Annotated in this window: 17 protein-coding genes; 10 read left to right on the top strand and 7 right to left on the bottom strand. The window is 47.0% G+C overall.

Annotation, left to right across the window (positions count from 1 at the left end):
* The first annotated feature begins 3 nt into the window (after positions 1-3).
* From DHX103_RS06150 to DHX103_RS06140, 3 genes are all read left to right on the top strand, one after another.
* Positions 4-432: an RND transporter gene (locus tag DHX103_RS06150; protein WP_422124397.1), complete on the top strand. Its 429-nt coding sequence runs from the start codon at positions 4-6 to the stop codon at positions 430-432.
* A 150-nt stretch (positions 433-582) separates the two neighbouring features.
* Complete coding sequence (locus tag DHX103_RS06145) at positions 583-975, top strand: hypothetical protein (RefSeq protein ID WP_422124396.1); 393 nt, start codon at positions 583-585, stop codon at positions 973-975.
* Positions 976-1089: 114 nt separating this feature from the next.
* A complete protein-coding gene (locus DHX103_RS06140) occupies positions 1090-1980 on the top strand; it encodes a peptidase MA family metallohydrolase (protein ID WP_422124395.1) in 891 nt (296 codons plus the stop codon).
* A gap of 642 nt (positions 1981-2622) precedes the next feature.
* Here the strand turns inward: DHX103_RS06140 and DHX103_RS06135 are convergent.
* Positions 2623-3270, bottom strand: coding sequence for an SDR family NAD(P)-dependent oxidoreductase (locus DHX103_RS06135; protein WP_422124394.1), 648 nt, complete (start codon positions 3268-3270; stop codon positions 2623-2625).
* A gap of 512 nt (positions 3271-3782) precedes the next feature.
* On the opposite strand from DHX103_RS06135, the gene DHX103_RS06130 reads away from it, so the two are divergent.
* On the top strand, positions 3783-4448 hold the full coding sequence (locus DHX103_RS06130) for a haloacid dehalogenase type II (protein ID WP_422124393.1): 666 nt from the start codon (positions 3783-3785) through the stop codon (positions 4446-4448).
* Between the two features lie 183 nt (positions 4449-4631).
* Here the strand turns inward: DHX103_RS06130 and DHX103_RS06125 are convergent, their stop codons facing one another.
* Together DHX103_RS06125 and DHX103_RS06120 are read right to left on the bottom strand one after the other, a co-directional pair.
* Positions 4632-5723 (bottom strand): FAD-dependent oxidoreductase, encoded by a 1092-nt coding sequence (locus DHX103_RS06125; RefSeq protein WP_422124392.1) that lies wholly within the window; start codon positions 5721-5723, stop codon positions 4632-4634.
* Positions 5724-5739: 16 nt separating this feature from the next.
* Complete coding sequence (locus DHX103_RS06120) at positions 5740-6321, bottom strand: CDP-alcohol phosphatidyltransferase family protein (RefSeq protein WP_422124391.1); 582 nt, start codon at positions 6319-6321, stop codon at positions 5740-5742.
* Positions 6322-6509: 188 nt separating this feature from the next.
* On the opposite strand from DHX103_RS06120, the gene DHX103_RS06115 reads away from it, so the two are divergent.
* Genes DHX103_RS06115 through DHX103_RS06090 form a run of 6 tightly spaced genes read left to right on the top strand, consistent with a single transcriptional unit; the run spans position 6510 to position 13091 of the window.
* Positions 6510-8393 (top strand): FAD-dependent oxidoreductase, encoded by a 1884-nt coding sequence (locus DHX103_RS06115; protein ID WP_422124390.1) that lies wholly within the window; start codon positions 6510-6512, stop codon positions 8391-8393.
* A complete protein-coding gene (locus DHX103_RS06110; RefSeq protein WP_422124389.1) occupies positions 8390-9043 on the top strand; it encodes a TVP38/TMEM64 family protein in 654 nt (217 codons plus the stop codon). The genes DHX103_RS06115 and DHX103_RS06110 overlap by 4 nt, the downstream gene beginning before the upstream one ends.
* 31 nt (positions 9044-9074) lie before the next feature.
* Positions 9075-10322: an ABC transporter substrate-binding protein gene (locus DHX103_RS06105; RefSeq protein WP_422124388.1), complete on the top strand. Its 1248-nt coding sequence runs from the start codon at positions 9075-9077 to the stop codon at positions 10320-10322.
* Entirely contained in the window at positions 10306-11190 is an 885-nt protein-coding gene (locus tag DHX103_RS06100; RefSeq protein ID WP_422124387.1) for an ABC transporter permease, read from the top strand. Before DHX103_RS06105 ends, DHX103_RS06100 begins: the two co-directional genes overlap by 17 nt.
* Positions 11190-12002, top strand: coding sequence for an ABC transporter permease (locus DHX103_RS06095; protein WP_422124386.1), 813 nt, complete (start codon positions 11190-11192; stop codon positions 12000-12002). Before DHX103_RS06100 ends, DHX103_RS06095 begins: the two co-directional genes overlap by 1 nt.
* A 12-nt stretch (positions 12003-12014) precedes the next feature.
* Positions 12015-13091, top strand: coding sequence for an ABC transporter ATP-binding protein (locus DHX103_RS06090; protein ID WP_422124385.1), 1077 nt, complete (start codon positions 12015-12017; stop codon positions 13089-13091).
* Positions 13092-13254: 163 nt separating this feature from the next.
* Here DHX103_RS06090 and DHX103_RS06085 read toward each other — a convergent pair whose 3' ends face one another.
* The 4 genes from DHX103_RS06085 to DHX103_RS06070 form a co-directional block, all read right to left on the bottom strand.
* Positions 13255-14952, bottom strand: a complete 1698-nt coding sequence (locus tag DHX103_RS06085; RefSeq protein WP_422124384.1) for a cbb3-type cytochrome c oxidase subunit I — start codon at positions 14950-14952, stop codon at positions 13255-13257.
* A 21-nt stretch (positions 14953-14973) separates the two neighbouring features.
* Positions 14974-15441, bottom strand: coding sequence for a cytochrome c oxidase subunit II (locus DHX103_RS06080; RefSeq protein WP_422124383.1), 468 nt, complete (start codon positions 15439-15441; stop codon positions 14974-14976).
* Between the two features lie 42 nt (positions 15442-15483).
* Positions 15484-15639, bottom strand: coding sequence for a cytochrome c oxidase subunit 2A (locus DHX103_RS06075; protein ID WP_422124382.1), 156 nt, complete (start codon positions 15637-15639; stop codon positions 15484-15486).
* Between the two features lie 809 nt (positions 15640-16448).
* Entirely contained in the window at positions 16449-17069 is a 621-nt protein-coding gene (locus DHX103_RS06070; protein ID WP_422124381.1) for an FMN-binding negative transcriptional regulator, read from the bottom strand.
* Between the last annotated feature and the right edge of the window lie 10 nt (positions 17070-17079).

The following is a 17079-nucleotide window of genomic DNA, read 5'->3' as shown; positions in this document are numbered from 1 at the left end:
AAAATGAAAAACAAAAACAGTGTAAAAAAAATAAACCGGATAATTCTCGTCGTCGTTTTATTGCTGGGTGTCAGTACAATCATTTTCACGTTTGCCGACTTAATGAGCACAACAGACACTGCTTTTGGTGAAGAGGCACAGTCTCGTATTGAATTTGGCTGGAGCTCATTACAGACTGGCATTTTGATTGCACTGGCTGTTATTTTGCTGTTCCTCGTTAAAGCTTGGAATCGTCTCTTTCCTTTCAATGTACCTCTAGTGATTATTTTGTTCGGAATTTGTTATCAATTCTTTTTTCTGGTATTCACCGTGGGTTGGATTGGCTTTCAAGGAATGGTCGGTTTATTGGCAGCCTTGCTTCTGGGGATAATTTTGTCTGTAATTTATGCGATTTCTATTCTGAGTGAGCGACGCAGGACAATAAATGAGTAATTTATATAGAAGGAACTTCAATTGAAGTTCCTTCTTTTCTGTTTATATTCTGACAATTCTGTTTTCCTGTAGGAATTGCTCCGAGTATTTGATAAAGTAGAAATATGGAAAAATTTAGTTCAGAAAAAATCGGTGAAAGGAGCGAGGGAAATGAAAAGATGGAAATATCCTCTTGTCAGTTTTCTTTATGTGCTGCCCCCTTTTTTGTGGAACTCTTTTTTTGAACGGATTACAGCAGTTGGATTGATCTTCTTGTGGGCGTTGCTGGTATTGGCCGGAGCTGTTAATATGCTGGTCCAGGAAAAAGTCAGTGTTGTGAAGAGTGGCGTCATCAGTACGTTGCTGGCGGGTCTATTAATAGGGATGACAGTTGGGGGCATGAATTGGTCGCCGGTTAATTTTAATTTGCTGAGAGAAATGGTGTATATGCTGGCGCCTTTATTTATGCTCTACCCGCCAATCGAAAGAATGCTGAAGAAGGATAAGAAAGAAAATGAGCATACTGGAGCACAAAATGGAAAGAGCGAATCGTTGATGAATTGAGGATTTGATTTGAGGTAAGGAATTGGTTTGACCGTGATTTTAAGGTGGATTTCCAACTGGAATGCCGGACAGAGCGCCGAAACAAGTCCAACAGAACAGAAAAAGGGGGATTGCATGAAGAAATCGAAGAAAATACTCCTTTCCGTTGGAGCCTTGATTATTTCAATCATCTTGCTGCTGCTATTAGGCGGAAGTTTTATCGTGTATAAAATAGGGGTAGAACCTCTTGATACAGATCTTACATATATTCAAGCGATGAACGGTTTTATAACTGGAAATGCGGATGGGGAAGGTGAAAAACAACTGAAAGAATCTTCGATGCGGGAAGATCACCGCCACATCTCTATCTACTATGAAGAGAATTTCTCTGAGCTGTTGCCGCTCACCAAAGAAACCTTGGACCTGGCTATTGAGAGAAATGGGGAACTCTTCGGGGAAACCGACAACATACCGTTTGATTTACTGGTTTATGAGAACTTTGTGGAGATGAATGGGTTCAAGTTGCTTGGTGCTAAGGATGCCTACTATTCTAATTTTCAAAAAGTCATAGCCATTCATAATTCAGGGAAGGAACTTTTATTGGCTGAAGATGAACTTGCCTTGTACGGTTTCCAGCAGATACTGCTGCATGAATACAACCATTATGCATTTTATCGCAGAGTTTCGAATCCGAGCCATTATCCGACGTGGTTTATAGAAGGAGTTGCTGAATACGCCAGTAATGATCCGGAGCAGGTGTATTATCCGCATTTTGAGACCATTCCTTTTGCCCAATTAAACAGCATCGGGCAATGGGAGGCAGCCTTCTCAGCTTCACTGGCGAGTCCGTATATGCAAAGTTATTATGCGTTAGAGTTCCTTACTGCGGAACATGGGGAAGAAGTGATTACGCAAATCATTGATTCTGTGGACGAAACGCGGAATTTTGAAGAAAGCTTTGAAGAGGTCACTGGGTTAACGCTACAGGAATTAGAGAGTGCATTTTTAAGTTCTTATAAGGACTGAAAAATATATTGGAAAGTATGTCTCCTCAGGAATGGCAACGGTTTGGAACACTGCTTGATATTAATTGTGTTAGTCTCAGGGAAGCGAAAACGTAATGAGCTATACATAGAAAAGATTGGTGAGTAATTGCGGAGAGAAATAAATCATTTCATCTGGAGGTGAGTGTGGTGGAAATTTTCATCGCTTTTGTAATAGGAATTCTATTTTTAACTTATGGTATTTTAGATTTCTTCATGTCTTCTAAAACACCCAGAGGTATAAGATTTGTAATTAGATTTATTATTATATCGACCGGCATAGGATTTATTTTTTATGCTTCAATGAAGATTTCTGGGTTAACTCCTTCTTAGAATGTAAAAAACCGTGGGATCCCGCACGTTGCACAACGAGCTTAAGCTCTTGCGCGTCGTCGTGGAAACCGGACTGTACCGACCCGTTTATCGATATGACTCACAAAGTGATTCTGGCGGGGCCTAATGGTGCACAGGTGATCAATAAAAACTAAGGTATGAATTGGAATACAGATATGTAAAACTGAAAACTAATATTTGTTGATATTCTGGAAAACAGCTGTGTTGGTTCCATCAAAAAGACCTAAACCGAATCGAATTCGGCTTAGGTCTTTTTGTTGCGCAGAAGGTTTCATTTTTGTTCAAACAGGAGTTCTGTTTCGTCTTGATTTTCATACATACTGTAAAAAGCATTTGCGATATTGTCAGGTGAAAAATAGGTGCCTTCTTTTACAAACCCTTTAACCGTCAGGGTGCCAACATAAATTCCGGCAGGTTTCAGTTCCTGGTGCAAGCTGTAGGCTAAACTGCGGAGGCCTGCTTTGCCGATCGCCACCGAAGCATAGTTCGCAACAGGACGAAGAGCCAAGCCGCCGCCTGTTAACAGGATCGCTCCATTTTCCATGTGGGGAAGCGCTTGTTTCACACTAGTAAGGGCCCCGGCTACACTGACTTTAAAATCTTCCACTAATTGCTCCGCGCTTAATGTGGTTGGTTTGCCGCGGCTTCCTGCATATGCGTTGTATAAGAGGACATCAATTTTTCCATACGTGTTGATCACTTCATCAATGGCTGTTGCCAACGATTCCTCAGAAGTGGCATCCCCAGGAAACCCTGTTGCGTCGATGCCATCATTTTTCAGCTCATCTTCATACTTTTGCAGTGATTCCTTGGTGCGTGAAATCATGGCTACTTTAAACCCGTTACTTCCAAACTTCCGCGCAGTGCTCAAGCTGATCCCTGGTCCTGCTCCGACGATCAACAATATCTTTTCCGCCATCATCATGCACCCTTTCAAATTGGTATGGGTAAATGAAAAAAATTAAAGGCCTTCCTCCAACTTCTTGCTTGCTACATGGAGTGTTTTACTCTAATCTTTGAAGAATTCGCGTCCCAAAATACCGGAATCATGGTCATATAGATACGGGGGCAAGGTCACCAAAATCGAATGTCTTTTTAGTCAATTTAATAATGTTCCAGGCAAATCGATTGGCTGTAAAATAAAGACAATGTATTACAACTTGTTCCTCTTTGGTATGTATCTTATCAACCCATTTTTCATTAACACCTTCAAATTATCACGAATTTTCAAAAAATTCAACTGGAATTCATCTATTGTTTCATCAGCAATGAAGGTGTTTGCGCACAGGTTGATCAGTTGCAAAAAAATCTGTTAATTTACATTTTGCAGGATTTTTAATGTAGACTTTAAATAGACAGTTAACTTGAAAGGACTATATTGCAGATAGAAGGCAACACAAAAATTCCTACCAATACATAGGAGGCATGCGAATGGACACTCAAATCAAAGCTTTTGTTTTCGATGTCTATGGAACGCTGTTTGATGTAAGCGCAATTAAAGATGAATGCGAGGAGCTGTATCCGGGTTATGGCGAGAGGATCAGCCGGACATGGAGATCCAAGCAAGTTGAATATTTCATGCTCCGCCAGCTGATGGGGAACTATGCTGCGTTCTATTCAATTACCCTTGAAGCATTAAAATATGCACTTGAAGAAAATGGCCAAAAATCGACCGAACAAAACGAACAGCAGTTGTTTGAAGCGTATCTCCGGTTGCCGCTTTACACAGAAGTTGAGGAAGTGCTTACTGAGCTGAAAGAGAAGAAACTGGTGGTGTTTTCCAATGGGTCGCATGATATGCTGGATCCTCTGATTGAAAATGCCGGATTAACAAATTTATTTTCAGAAATGCTCAGTATAGATGAAATCAAACAGTTTAAGCCGACTCCGGCCTCCTATCTATACGCAATGAAGAAACTGAACCTGGAAAGGCATGAAGTCTTATTTATGTCATCAAACGGCTGGGATATCTCTGGAGCTAAAAATTTCGGCTTTCAAACGGCTTGGATCAATCGTCAAAACCTGCCGATAGAACAACTCGGCTTGGAGCCGGATTATGTTTTTTCGGATTTAAATGGATTATTAAAGTGGAGATGACAATCTGGGAGCGCTGAAGGTATTCAGCTTAGATGCGAGTCCACAAAAAAGTCAGCGGACACACTTCGGTGTCCGCTGACTTTTTCTTTCGGTCAAATACGGGGGCAGCCCTAAGGAAGTTCCGAAAAAAATCAGAATAAAAAACGAGTTTGAAAAAAGTCTGCCGCACTCCCGATTAATACATCATTCATATATGTCCTTGTACCGCTGCATGAACTTCCGGTCGATGCGCATTTTGATGTTCCACGGCAGTTTTCCGTGGAGCGGCAGGTTGCCGTAGGTCAATAACGCTTCACTGCCGCCGGTGGAAAGGATGGAGACAAAGCGTTTTTGCGGCTTGAATGGCATCAGTTTGCCCGTCGAGAAGCTGTTTTTGAGATTGTTCCACAGGACTGGGCCTTGCCGCACTGCGTAGACGCCGTTTTTGGCGAGAGACGGATAGCGGTCGATGGAGACGCAATCGCCGGCACCAAAAATGTCGGGATGCGCTAAGCTTTGAAGCCGGTCGTTGACCAACAGGAATCCACCATCAAGGGTGGGCAGTCCGGAATGACTGAACAGCTCAGCGCTTTTCGGTCCCGTCAGCCACAACACCTCCGATTGCGGGTAGGACTTTCCGTCACTTGCGGTGATGCTTTCGACGGAAATCGATTCTACGGTTACGCCGGTGAAAACCGGTAATCTTTTTTTGCGCGAAACGGCTGTAATTTTCTGCGAGGCGGCTCGCCCTTGGCTGCTTAGCAGGGCAGTCGAGCTGAACAGCGCAGTATTCAGTGGCAGCCCGTGCGCTTTGCGCCATGCCTGGATGGAAAAGGCCAACTCGACTCCGGAAGCGCCGCCTCCGACCACAACTGGATGCGCGGTCTGTCGCAGCTGAAGCAATTGATCCGGAAAGCGGTAATTCGGTTTGATTGATGATACATATTCTTTCAGTGGCAAGGGGATAGCTGTCTGTGAGCCAATATCAAACGATACCCTGTCGTAACGGTAGCTTTTGCCGCTCTCACCCGTCAGCTTCCTCGCGTTGGGATCGATTGAGACGATTGTATCCTGGGCGAAGGCGGCGCCAATCTTTTCGGCGAGCCTCTTCAGATCGATGCGGATGTCCTCGAGGCTGTATGTGCCTTCAGTGAAGCCCGAAAACATACCAGAATAATATTGGTGGATGGAAGGAGAAATCAGCAGCACCTGCACATTCGCCAACGCATCTTTCGTCAACTGTTCCAGGCAATGGAGATGCGCGTGTCCACCGCCTACCAGCACAAGTATCTTCATACGGATCCACTCCTCTTTACATCAAAATTCGTTTGGCTTCTGCCATACGTTGGAAAATCGTGAAAATTTGGACTGCGATAAAGAGGAACGTAATAGCGGTCAGGTAAGGCGTAAAGAGGATCATCAACGTAAACAGGATAAAGGCTTCCGTCCGTTCCCCGAGCCCGGCCTGGTAATAGAACGATTTCGTCCCTTGTTTCTCCGATAAGGCGCCAACGGTCAAAAATACGGTCATGGCGACAATAATGGATACACTCAATAGAAGCAATGCCCACATCGAATCAGGAAAGCGGAAGGCAAGACCTAAAATGACGCTGATTTCAACTAATCGGTCAAAGGTGATGTCCAGAAGTGTTCCCCAAGGGGAGGGTTTGGTTTTTCTGGCCATTGTACCGTCGACAGCGTCCAAAAAGCCGGAAAACCACAAGGCGATCACGGCCAAAATCGGCTGGTCCAGGTAGATGAACACCCCCGTTGAAATGCCGATGGCAAAGGCGATTTTCGTGACACCATCAGCCGTAAAGCCTTTATTCAATAAAAAATCGGCGGTTTTTTCGAACACGGGCTGAACATGTTTTCGTGCGTGTGTATCAAGCATGGATCTCACCTTTTCGTATTAAAGATGCTTTCAGTATATAATATGTCCTGCTTTATAACCCGCATTCCCCTCTTTGTATAGGGAAAAATGTGTCGAAATATTCACGGAATGCCGAGGGGTCCGAAGCGTAAGTCTTTTCGGTTTTTGATAAGATGTAGTTAATTCGAGATAAGAGGGGAATGGTCGAGATGGTTAAAAAATACGATATTGCAATAATTGGAGCCGGAGCTGCCGGGCTAACAGCCGCGTTTACTGGAGCTGGTTTTTCAAAAAGCGTTGTTTTGATCGATAAGAATCTGCCAGGCGGGGAATGTACCTGGTCAGGCTGTATCCCAAGCAAAACGCTGATTAACATTGCAAAAGAGATCCATCACGCCAAAAAATATACGCCGGACCTCGAAATCGACACTTCACAAGTACTGAAAGACATTCAGGATGTGATCCAAAAAGTCTATGCGGGGGAATCTCCGGAAGTGCTGCAGCAATCCGGCATCGATTTTATCAACGGTTACGCCACGTTTGTCGGACCGAAAGAGTTGGACGTCGAAGGGGAACGTATCCAAGCGAAAAGGATCATTCTTTCCACCGGGTCGTCTCCGATGGTTCCACCAATCGCCGGTCTGGACGAAGTGCCGTATTTAACGAACGAAACGATTTTCACCCAAAATTCATTCCCAAAAACGATGACGATTCTTGGCGGGGGAGCGATCGGTATCGAATTGAGCCAGGCGCTGAATCGTTTGGGCGTTAAAGTGACACTTGTTGAGAAAGCCGAACGGATCCTGTCGAACGACGAAGAAGAACTGGCGTTAATGATTCATCAGCGCCTCGTGGATGAAGGGGTTACCATCCATACTTCATCAGAGGCAGTTGGAGCCGCGAAAAAAGGCGCAGAAATTGAGTTGAAGATTCAGCAAGACGGCAAGGAAACCGCCGTTACCAGTGCGGGACTCCTTGTGGCACTCGGACGCAAAGCGAATGTCGAAGGCTACGGGCTGGAAAAAGCGGGTGTGGAATATGATTCGAAGCGGATTCATGTGGACAAGCATTTGGAGACAACGGCTAAAGGGATTTATGCGATCGGCGATGTGGTCGGTCCTTATCAATTGTCGCATATGGCGAATGCACAAGGCATCCTTGCGACGCAAAATGCGATCCTGCCGATCAACCGGAAAATGGATTACGAAGGGGTCACGTGGTGTACATATACGGATCCTGAACTCGGACGCTCGGGCTTATCGGAAGAACAAGCGCGGGAGAAATACGGCGACTCGATTCGGATTTATGAACACGAATACGCTGACCTCGACCGCGCCAATACGAAAAAAGGCAGCATCGGCAAAGTGAAAATTATCCTCGATAAAAAAGGGTATATTTTGGGCGCAAGCATTTTAGGGGACCGCGCCGGTGAAATCATCAGCCAGATCCAGACCATCAAGTCGCTGAACATCAATATGGGCAAATTATCGGGTGTCATTCACCCGTATCCGACATACAGCGAAGTGCTCGTAAAAATCGGCAAAAAGGTGTATGTCGACAATTTGTTGAACCAACCGGTTGTGAAAACGTTCAATAAAGCGAAAGACGGCGAACTGCCGGCCCAGAAAGTGGCTCTCTACGGAGCGGCCGCTGCTGCAGGAATCAGTATTGCCAATATGGCGATCAGGAATAATATGAAGCCGAAACTCGGTGTGGAAAATGGACGCTTGAAAGAAATGCCTCTGACGCCAAATGCCGTCTCGTCCCAATCACCGGATCCAGAATCATGGGTGCCGGCCTGGCCGTATCACGGCAGCAAAGAGCAGGCGAAAAAGAATCTGATCGGCATGCTGAAAGGATTTGAGGGCGTTAAAATCCTTCAAAACGAGCAGCATTACGTGTACGCGATTGCGACAACCAAGATTATGAAATACAAAGATGACGTCGAATTTTATTTTAACGATGCGGCCGAAAGAATCGAGTTCCGTTCCGCTTCGCGTGTCGGCTATTCGGATGGCGGCGTTAACCGCCAACGCTATGAAGATATGAGGAAAAGATACGAAAGCATCTCAACTCATATCCGTAACTCATGAATAAACGTCAAATAGCGAAATGGCTGGCGGTGGCGGTGGTGGTCGCCTTGCTCATCTGGCTCAGCCGCTCGGTCTTTCAAGTGGACGCCAGCGATCTCCGTAACTGGATTTTGTCCTTCGGGCTGTGGGCGCCTGTCATATATATCATCGTCTACACCATCCGCCCACTGGTCTTTTTCCCAGCGTCGGTCCTGTCGATTGCCGGCGGCTTAGCCTTCGGCGCCTGGATGGGAACGGTCTATACAATCATCGGGGCGACACTTGGGGCTATGCTGTCATTTTATGTCGCCAAAACATTAGGGAGAAGCTTCGTTAAGAAAGAGTGGACAGGCAATGCCGGGAAAATACAGGCCCAAATGGAAGGGAACGGTTTTCTTTATGTCCTGCTGTTTCGCTTAATCCCGGTCATCAACTTTGATTTAATCAGCTACATGGCTGCTATTGCGAAGGTTCGCTTCACATCTTTTGCCCTGGCGACGTTCATCGGGATTATTCCTGGCACATTTGCCTACAATTTTCTCGGCAGCAGTTTTGTCAGCGGAAATCCGGAAACCATCTTTTTCGCGGTCGTCGTTTTTGTCGTTTTGACAGTCGTTCCGATTTTGATCCGAAATCGCTGGAACAACAAACAAAAGCTTGATAAGAAATAGCTTGTCTATAAAAAATTGGGAAGTGGAAGAAATGAAAAGCTATTCAATACTGGCACCGCTGGCCTTGGCGCTTACATTAGCAGCATGTTCTTCCGAAACCGGGAACGACGGAGCTTCAGAAGCAGAAGACTTGTTGAGCAGCGACTGGCAGGAAATCGTCGATGTGGCAGAGGGGCAGGAAGTGAATATGTATATGTGGGGCGGCAGCGACAACATCAATCGTTACCTTGATGAGTGGGTCGCGCCTCGCCTGAAAGAAAACTACGCTGTCGATTTGAATCGGGTGCCGATGAACGATGCGCAGGACATCATCAATCAATTGCTTGACGAAAAGACTGTCGGAAAGACCAGTGGCAGCATGGACATCATCTGGATTAACGGCGAAAATTTCAAAGCCGCGAAAGACAACGAGTTGCTATGGGGAGATTTCACCGGTCAATTGCCGAATTTCCTGGAATACGTGGATCAAGAGGCACCTGAAATTGCAAAGGATTTCGGTGAACCGGTAGAAGGCCTGGAAGCACCTTGGGGCAAAGCGCAGTTTGTCTTAGTTCACGATCAAGACAAATCGGAAAAACCACCGAAATCGATGGACGAGCTGGCTGAGTGGGTCCAAGCAAATCCGGGCCAGTTTACCTATCCCGCTTTGCCGGATTTTACCGGCAGCGCATTTGTTCGCCACGTTTTATACGAAACGACTGGCGGCTTTGAACAGTACCAAAGACCAGCTTCGGAAATTGATGACTTGGAAGAGCGTTTGGAACCGATGTGGCAGTACTTGAACAGCATCGAACCATATTTATGGCGGGAAGGGGAGACCTATCCCGAAAGTTTAGCGAAACAGAATCAGCTGTTTGCGAGCGGAGAAATCGGCATGACGATGAGCTACGATCCGGCATTCGCCGCAAGTGAAGTGCTGAACGGCCGTTTCCCGGAATCAACCCGGACATTTGTGTTGGACGGCGGCACGCTTTCCAATACGCATTTCCTGTCGATTCCGTTCAATTCTTCCGACAAGGCCGGAGCGCTTGTCGCGATCAATGAAATGATGTCCCCTGCTGCCCAGACCGCTAAATTGTCTCCGGAATATTGGGGCGATTTGTCGGCACTGGATATGGATAAACTTTCTCCTGAGCAGCAGCAGGCAATGAACGAAGTGGACTTGGGCACAGCGACGCTGAGTTTGGAAGAACTCGAAAACCGCCGCTTGCCGGAGTTGTCGGCTGATTATATAGAAATCATTGAAAAAGGGTGGATGGAAAATGTGGCGCAAGAGTAAACCGTATCTTTTGCTGCTGCCGGCCACCGGCACCATCGTCCTCCTGTTTTTTGGAGGACTTTTTGATGGCTTGCTGAAAAGTCTCGGTTATTTTCCGGCGATCGGGGAGAGCGGGTTTAGTTTGGCTGCCTACAGCTCGCTGTTCGCTTCAACTGCTTTTTGGGAATCACTTATACTGACCGCTCGTGTGGCTGTAATGTCGTCGGCGATTTCGGCGATACTCGGAGCAGCCATTGCGCTTTCATTATTCATGCTGAACCAAACAGCCAATTCCGATTCACCTCGGTTGTGGCACCGGTTGTTTCAGCTGCCGTTGACCATTCCGCATCTGGTGGGCGGCTATATTGTCGTGCTGCTGTTTATGCAAAGCGGCTTTCTATCGAGAATCTTCGCTTCAGCCGGATGGATTGATGAAATTACAGACTTTCCGGTACTCGTCAATGACCCTTTTGGCTGGGGCATCATACTGACCTATGCCTGGAAAGAGGCGCCTTTCGTTTCGCTGATGATTTATCCGGTGCTGACGCGGATTCATGGCTCCTGGCGTGACGTCTCCCGCGTGTTCGGGGCAGGCAGCTGGAACTTTATCCGTGAAATCGTGCTGCCGGTGATGCTCCCGGCTTGGACGATTGCGACGTTCATCGTTTTTGTTTTTACGTTTTCTGCCTTCGAAGTGCCTTATTTACTTGGTGTCACATATCCGAGCATGCTGCCGGTTTATTCCTACCAGCTATATACGAGCGGAACGTTCGCTGACCGGCCGGAAGCGCTCGCGGTAAATGCCATTCTCGCCGCTTTAACGATCGGACTCGGTCTCGTCGCCTATTACTTCAGCAGACGCTGGAATGTATTGAAGGGGTGGAATTGATGAAAAAAACTCCTCTTCTAATGAATCCGATTTTATTCGTGCTTCTATTTCTTTTCATCGTCCTGCCGTTTGTTCCTCTGGTTCTGACGAGCGTGTCATTTGGATGGACGTGGCCGGATGTATTGCCTGAGAAATTCAGTTGGCGCGCGTGGGAATATGTGTTGACGGGATCCGGGACATGGCAGGCGGTCGGGTTGAGCCTGTGGATCGCTCTTATCGTCACGGCAGTGAATATTCTTTTGGCTGTGCCGGCCGCCCATGCTTTTGCGCGCTACCACATACGCGGCAGGTGGCTGTTCGAGGCCATTATTTTTGCGCCGATCATCATTCCACCTTTCGTAGCTGTAATGGGCATACACTTAACTTTTTTGCGGCTTGGTTTAACGGAGACCACATTCGGCGTTGTGCTGGCGCATCTGTCACCGACTTTGCCTTATATGGTGCGGGCGGTGATGATCAGCTATCAAACCGTATCGACCGACTGGGAAAACCAGGCGCGCATGCTTGGAGCGGGTCCGATATCCCGCTTTTACCATGTCGTACTGCCGCACCTATTGCCGGGAATCGCAGCGGGCGCGAGTTTGAGCATCCTGATTTCCTTGAGCCAGTATTTGATCACGTTCATCATCGGCTCTGGCCAAGTGGTCACGCTGCCGATTCTGCTGTTTCCATTCATCAGCGGCGGAGATCCGGCAATTGCATCCGCGTATTCGTTGCTGTATGCAGCAATAGCCATTGGCGCGTTGATCGGACTGGACGCAGCTCTAAAGAAATATTATCGAAATAAAAAAGCCGCAGCGGGAATGGGCTAAAGGGGTGGGAACATGAGCGATTTGCGCATCATCAATATTGAAAAGCAGTATCGGCAAACACGCCGGAAGGGAGATGCCGTCTTTTCTTTGAAGCCGGTTGACCTGACCATCCGTGAGGGCGAATTTTTCTCTTTGCTCGGCCCTTCCGGCTGTGGCAAGACGACGCTGTTAAAACTGGTTGCGGGTTTGATTGATGCGGATAATGGCGAAATCTGGATGGGAGACAGCAATTTAACGGCCGTTCCTCCAGAGGCCAGAAGGTTTGCGATGGTTTTCCAGCAATCTCTGCTGTTTCCGCATATGACGGTAGAAGACAATACAGCATTTGGCTTAAAGATGCAGAAGGTCGGTAAAAAGGAGCGGCTCGCTCAAGCGCAAGTAATGCTTGGGCACGTCGGGCTTGAAGGATTCGGCAGCCGCTTTCCGCATGAACTGAGCGGAGGCCAGCAACAGCGCGTCGCTTTAGCTCGGGCGCTCGTGTCGAATCCACGGGTGCTGCTGATGGATGAACCGTTCAGTGCATTGGACCCGGGGCTACGGGAAGAAATGAGAGAGCTGTTGCGTAAGATTCAACAACAGCTCCGGCTGACGGTTCTTTTCGTCACCCATGACCGGGAGGAAGCATTCTATTTATCCGATCGAATCGGTATCATGAGCGACGGGGCATTGTTGCAGGTCGGGTCTGCCAAAGATTTATATGAACGTCCTGACAGCACAAAAATCGCTTCCTTTTTAGGGGTGAAAAATATCATTGAAGGAACGGTCGCTGAAGGTCACTTCGTTTCCGCAGATCAGCACTTTGAAAGTGCAGTCCATGAATATGTTGTAACCGGCAAACATTTCATGATCCTTCGTCCGGAAGCCCTGCAGTTGCAGACGAAAAGCAGTGAAACGCAACACAATATGATGCGAGTCAGCGGCGTGCTCCATGAGAAGAGATTTAAAAACGGATTTTATACCGGCAAAGTGCAAGCCGGCACTCATTGGGTAGAATGCACATTGACGAAACGGCAAGCTGAACGCGTGGCGGTCGGGGAAAAGATCGAATTGATGGTGGATATGAAAGATGTATGGTTAGTGGAGCAATGAATAGATGGATTTTTTTTGGATATATGGCCAGATATCGCTCCAATTGGATACTTTGAAAAATCAAAATACACCACCCGATGCCGAGTGGCGGAAAAGCATAATATAAAAAAAGAAGCTGATTTTTTCTCAGCTTCTTTTTTCTTTACACAGCTCTCCAATTCACTCAAGGCATCAAAAACGGCGGCGATCCCGGCATATTTCCGGAAGCAAAGTCGATTAACGGAATCACATAAGCAATGGCGATGGAAATCGTCGCCAGTCCGACCCAAATCGACCAGCGATCCATGAACAACGGCGAAGCATCAGAAGGACTGTAGTCTTCGCCGATAGGAAAGTCAGCATCTCCTTTGGGAGCGAAAAATGCCAGTTGCGCCCAAATGTACACGAGCAACAAGATGCCGACCACTAAGATGACGCCGCCCATGGCCATCAAGGCTTCATACATCGCCCAATCGGAAGCCGCACTGCTTCCATTATAAGTCGTATCGGCCGTCCGGCGAGGGCTGCCGAGCAATCCGTTGATATGCATCGCCCCCGACATGAGGAGCATTCCAATCGCCCAAATGACGGTTTGGGCAATGGCCAGCCGGTTGAGTGTCCGGGTCAATTTTCGACCGGTCAGATAAGGAATCAGCCAATAGGAAATTCCGAAAAATGTCAGCATGACTGTCGTGCCGACCGTTAAATGGAGATGGCCGGTGACCCAGATGGAATTATGGACCACTTGGTTGATTTGATTGCTGGCGTTGATGATGCCGCCGAGCCCTGCGGGAATAAAGGCGAACATCGCGACGATCAAGGCGAAGAACCGGGCATCAGACCACGGCAGGGTTTTCCACCAGCCGAGCAGACTCGTCACGCCTTTGGCTCTGCCGGCACGTTCCATCGTAGCGAGCATTGCAAATGCTGTCATAAGCGATGGGAAGATGATCATGAACGTTTGGATGACGTGCAGAAATTTCAAATTGACCGACAAGCCGGGATCAAGAATCTGATGATGGAAACCGCCCGGCACATTGGCGACCACCAGGATGACCACCGCGACCCGCGCAAGCGAATCACTGAACACTTTGCCGCCGATGATTTTCGGCATGGAGATATACCAGGCGGAAATGGCTGTCAGCATCCAGATGTTAACGAGTGTGTGGCCGAATGCCCAGAATAAGGTGCGCCCCATCATCGGATCAATGGTCGGAACCCAGCCGAACGCCCACGGGATGACCATTCCTACAACAAAAACCGCGATGAACAGCGAGGCGAAAACCCACAGGACGAATACGGCGTTGGAGAAAAAGGCAAACAGCGGTGTCAGTTTTCCAGGATTCCGTTTTCGCCAGCTCTGATAGGTGATGAACATGCCGACGCAGTTCAACAGGATGCCGACGACAATGAGCGCGAGCCCGATATAAAACCAGGGATGCGCCTGCATCGGCGTATAAAATGTATACAGCACATTGGCATTTCCGGTAAGGATGAAAAACGCAGCCATCACAGTTCCGACGGACATGAGCGCGAAGCCTGCCCAGCCGAAAACGAGTGTTTTAGGTGCAAGGCCGCCAAGCACCCGCGACGTTCCAGCGTATAAATAACCGATACTGAAAAAAGAAGTTAACACCAGGACGAACATAACCCCGTGAGCTGTCAGCAAGGCGTAATAACTGATCCACGAAGGGAGTTCCAAAAAGCCGCTGCGGACCAGGCCCTGCAACAACCCGGCAATGCCGCCGACTATCAGGGCAATAGCTGCAACGGATAGATTTGCGGCAGATAAACGGGTATCCTGGCTGGTAATGCCAGTAGCCGCCGCGTCGTTCACCGCTATTCCTTTGTGGCGAATCGGTGCTTCATTGATATGAGCCATATTTTCCCCTTCTTTCTATTATTAATTGACGATGATGGTGCTCGCCATAAACTCATGCCCAAGGCCGCAGTATTCATTGCACAGGATCAGGTATTCTCCCGGTTCATCAAAGGTATGGCTGATTTTTGAGATATGGCCGGGCACCACCATGACGTTTACGTTAGTGTCTGTGATTTTAAAGCCGTGTGTGACATCAGGCGACGCCAAAGTGAAATGGACCGTCGCACCCACCGGAATTTCGAGATCACCGGGCTGGAACGCGAACATTTCCGCAATGATGGCAATTTCGTACTCGTTATCGCCAATTTCCCTCAATTCCGCATCCGCGAAAATTTCCGATTCCCGGACCATCTGTGGATCAATCATCTCCGCGTGGCTCGGCGGTCCCATGTCGAGGAAAAAAGTTTGAATCGCTACGATGCTCAGGAAAACGAATAAAATAAAAGAACCAATAATGAGCCAGAGTTTTTCATAACGATGGATATGCATAAATGGAATCTCCTCTCCAATTTCTGTAATGGATGAATCGGATCAATTGCGTTCCAAAAAAAGCAGGAAGACACTGAACCAGGATACAAGCATAAATGCCGCGATGATCAGCACAGATACAAAAGTGCCTTTTAACGAAGCTTCCTGGGAATGTGGACGGCCTTTCTCTTTCTTATTGCCACTTGAAGCATTGTCCATTTGAATTTCCTCCTTTCTTCTGTGAGTTGAACAAGAAGCGAGTGTGGTTTTATGAATAAATTCAGGTCTTCAAAAGAAAGCGGAAAAGAATAGCTAATGCCAGCAAATAACGGTAGAATGGAATTAAAGAAATATTCAGAATACTCCTTTAAGTTGATTATACACAAAAAAATACTAAATACAGTGATAAAATATAATTTTTTAGTCTAATTGGATTAAATTTGAACTTTCTATGAAGGAAAGGGTGAGACAACCGCTTGGAGGGCAAGGCAAAACAGGAGGAGGGATTCGGATGTTGCTTATCATGTCACTTGTTCTTATCGTCACCGCATTTCTGACACTGATTATTTTTGCGGAGGTCAGTGGGAAGGATGAACAGAATTGAAGCAGTCGCGGCTGTGGTGGATTGAAAGGGAGAGGCTTCGTGTGAAGTTTCTTCTTTTTTGTTGCGGAAAAATAGGAGTGATTCTTTCGCAGCTGAAAAGTTGGAAAATCGGCAAAATGGGCTGAACGCCGATATCCGCTCAAACCGCGTCCTTACGATGAGAAAAAGAGGTGTGAGAAACTCGTAATCGCCTTACTATAGATCAATATCACTTCAAAACCTTAACTCAAAAGACAAAATGGATGCTTTTCGCAGGCGAAAAGCGAAAAAATATAAAAAGTTCATAAAAAGTCGAAGGCTACTCAATTAGTTTGAAGGTAATCAGAAAAAAGGCTGTTGAGAAGGTTTTCTCGACAGCCTGAAAAATGCGCTATTTATATAGAAGGAATTTATTTTCTATAAGCGTACTAACACGAAAAAAGTCTTAAAACTCCTTCATCCTCTTTTCCATCACATCAGCCATTAGCTTTGAATCGGGATCGTTTTCCTTGTTCAATTGTTCAATGATATTCTTATAATCGGCTTCATTCCGGGTCTGGCTCATTTTATAAGCAGCCTGGATTTCGCTCACCTTCACTTTGAATCCCACAATCCCTTTCAGTTCTTTTTCCAGCATTGCAGGCGAAAGCTTGTCCCAGAGGACTGGGTTCTCGCGGTGCTTTTCGTATTTCTGCAGCAATCCCGCCAGGTCCTGCTTCATTTCTTCCTCGCTCAGAATTTCCGCTTTGCCGTAAAGGTGGACCGCCTGGTAATTCCATGTCGGCACATTTTCCTGTTCATACCAGGAAGAAGAAATATACGAATGCGGCCCCTGGAACATCACGAGCACTTCTTCAGTCGTTTCCAATGTTCGCCATTGGGGATTGCCGTACGCCACATGGCCGGTTAGATAAGTATCATCATTTTCCTGTATTAACTGCAAAGGAAGGTGCGTCGCGATGGGTCTCCCTTTCAGGGTTGTGACAAGCGTGCCGAACGAATGGTGTTGAACAAATTCCTGGATTTCTGTCCAATCGGTGACTTTATAATATTTTGGAATGTACATGATAGCCCGC

The organism is Planococcus daihaiensis, from assembly GCF_049262615.1.
Lineage (GTDB): Bacteria > Bacillota > Bacilli > Bacillales_A > Planococcaceae > Planococcus.
The sequence above is the reverse complement of the archived record's forward strand: the minus strand, read 5'-3'. Positions and strand labels throughout refer to the sequence as shown.

Excerpts from the sequence above, each read along its gene's own strand:
- DHX103_RS06150 (WP_422124397.1), top strand. The coding sequence starts at position 4 with ATGAAAAACAAAAACAGTGTAAAAAAAATAAACCGGATAATTCTCGTC.
- DHX103_RS06145 (WP_422124396.1), top strand. The coding sequence starts at position 583 with ATGAAAAGATGGAAATATCCTCTTGTCAGTTTTCTTTATGTGCTGCCC.
- DHX103_RS06140 (WP_422124395.1), top strand. The coding sequence starts at position 1,090 with ATGAAGAAATCGAAGAAAATACTCCTTTCCGTTGGAGCCTTGATTATT.
- DHX103_RS06135 (WP_422124394.1), bottom strand. The coding sequence starts at position 3,270 with ATGGCGGAAAAGATATTGTTGATCGTCGGAGCAGGACCAGGGATCAGC.
- DHX103_RS06130 (WP_422124393.1), top strand. The coding sequence starts at position 3,783 with ATGGACACTCAAATCAAAGCTTTTGTTTTCGATGTCTATGGAACGCTG.
- DHX103_RS06125 (WP_422124392.1), bottom strand. The coding sequence starts at position 5,723 with ATGAAGATACTTGTGCTGGTAGGCGGTGGACACGCGCATCTCCATTGC.
- DHX103_RS06120 (WP_422124391.1), bottom strand. The coding sequence starts at position 6,321 with ATGCTTGATACACACGCACGAAAACATGTTCAGCCCGTGTTCGAAAAA.
- DHX103_RS06115 (WP_422124390.1), top strand. The coding sequence starts at position 6,510 with ATGGTTAAAAAATACGATATTGCAATAATTGGAGCCGGAGCTGCCGGG.
- DHX103_RS06110 (WP_422124389.1), top strand. The coding sequence starts at position 8,390 with ATGAATAAACGTCAAATAGCGAAATGGCTGGCGGTGGCGGTGGTGGTC.
- DHX103_RS06105 (WP_422124388.1), top strand. The coding sequence starts at position 9,075 with ATGAAAAGCTATTCAATACTGGCACCGCTGGCCTTGGCGCTTACATTA.
- DHX103_RS06100 (WP_422124387.1), top strand. The coding sequence starts at position 10,306 with ATGTGGCGCAAGAGTAAACCGTATCTTTTGCTGCTGCCGGCCACCGGC.
- DHX103_RS06095 (WP_422124386.1), top strand. The coding sequence starts at position 11,190 with ATGAAAAAAACTCCTCTTCTAATGAATCCGATTTTATTCGTGCTTCTA.
- DHX103_RS06090 (WP_422124385.1), top strand. The coding sequence starts at position 12,015 with ATGAGCGATTTGCGCATCATCAATATTGAAAAGCAGTATCGGCAAACA.
- DHX103_RS06085 (WP_422124384.1), bottom strand. The coding sequence starts at position 14,952 with ATGGCTCATATCAATGAAGCACCGATTCGCCACAAAGGAATAGCGGTG.
- DHX103_RS06080 (WP_422124383.1), bottom strand. The coding sequence starts at position 15,441 with ATGCATATCCATCGTTATGAAAAACTCTGGCTCATTATTGGTTCTTTT.
- DHX103_RS06075 (WP_422124382.1), bottom strand. The coding sequence starts at position 15,639 with ATGGACAATGCTTCAAGTGGCAATAAGAAAGAGAAAGGCCGTCCACAT.
- DHX103_RS06070 (WP_422124381.1), bottom strand. The coding sequence starts at position 17,069 with ATGTACATTCCAAAATATTATAAAGTCACCGATTGGACAGAAATCCAG.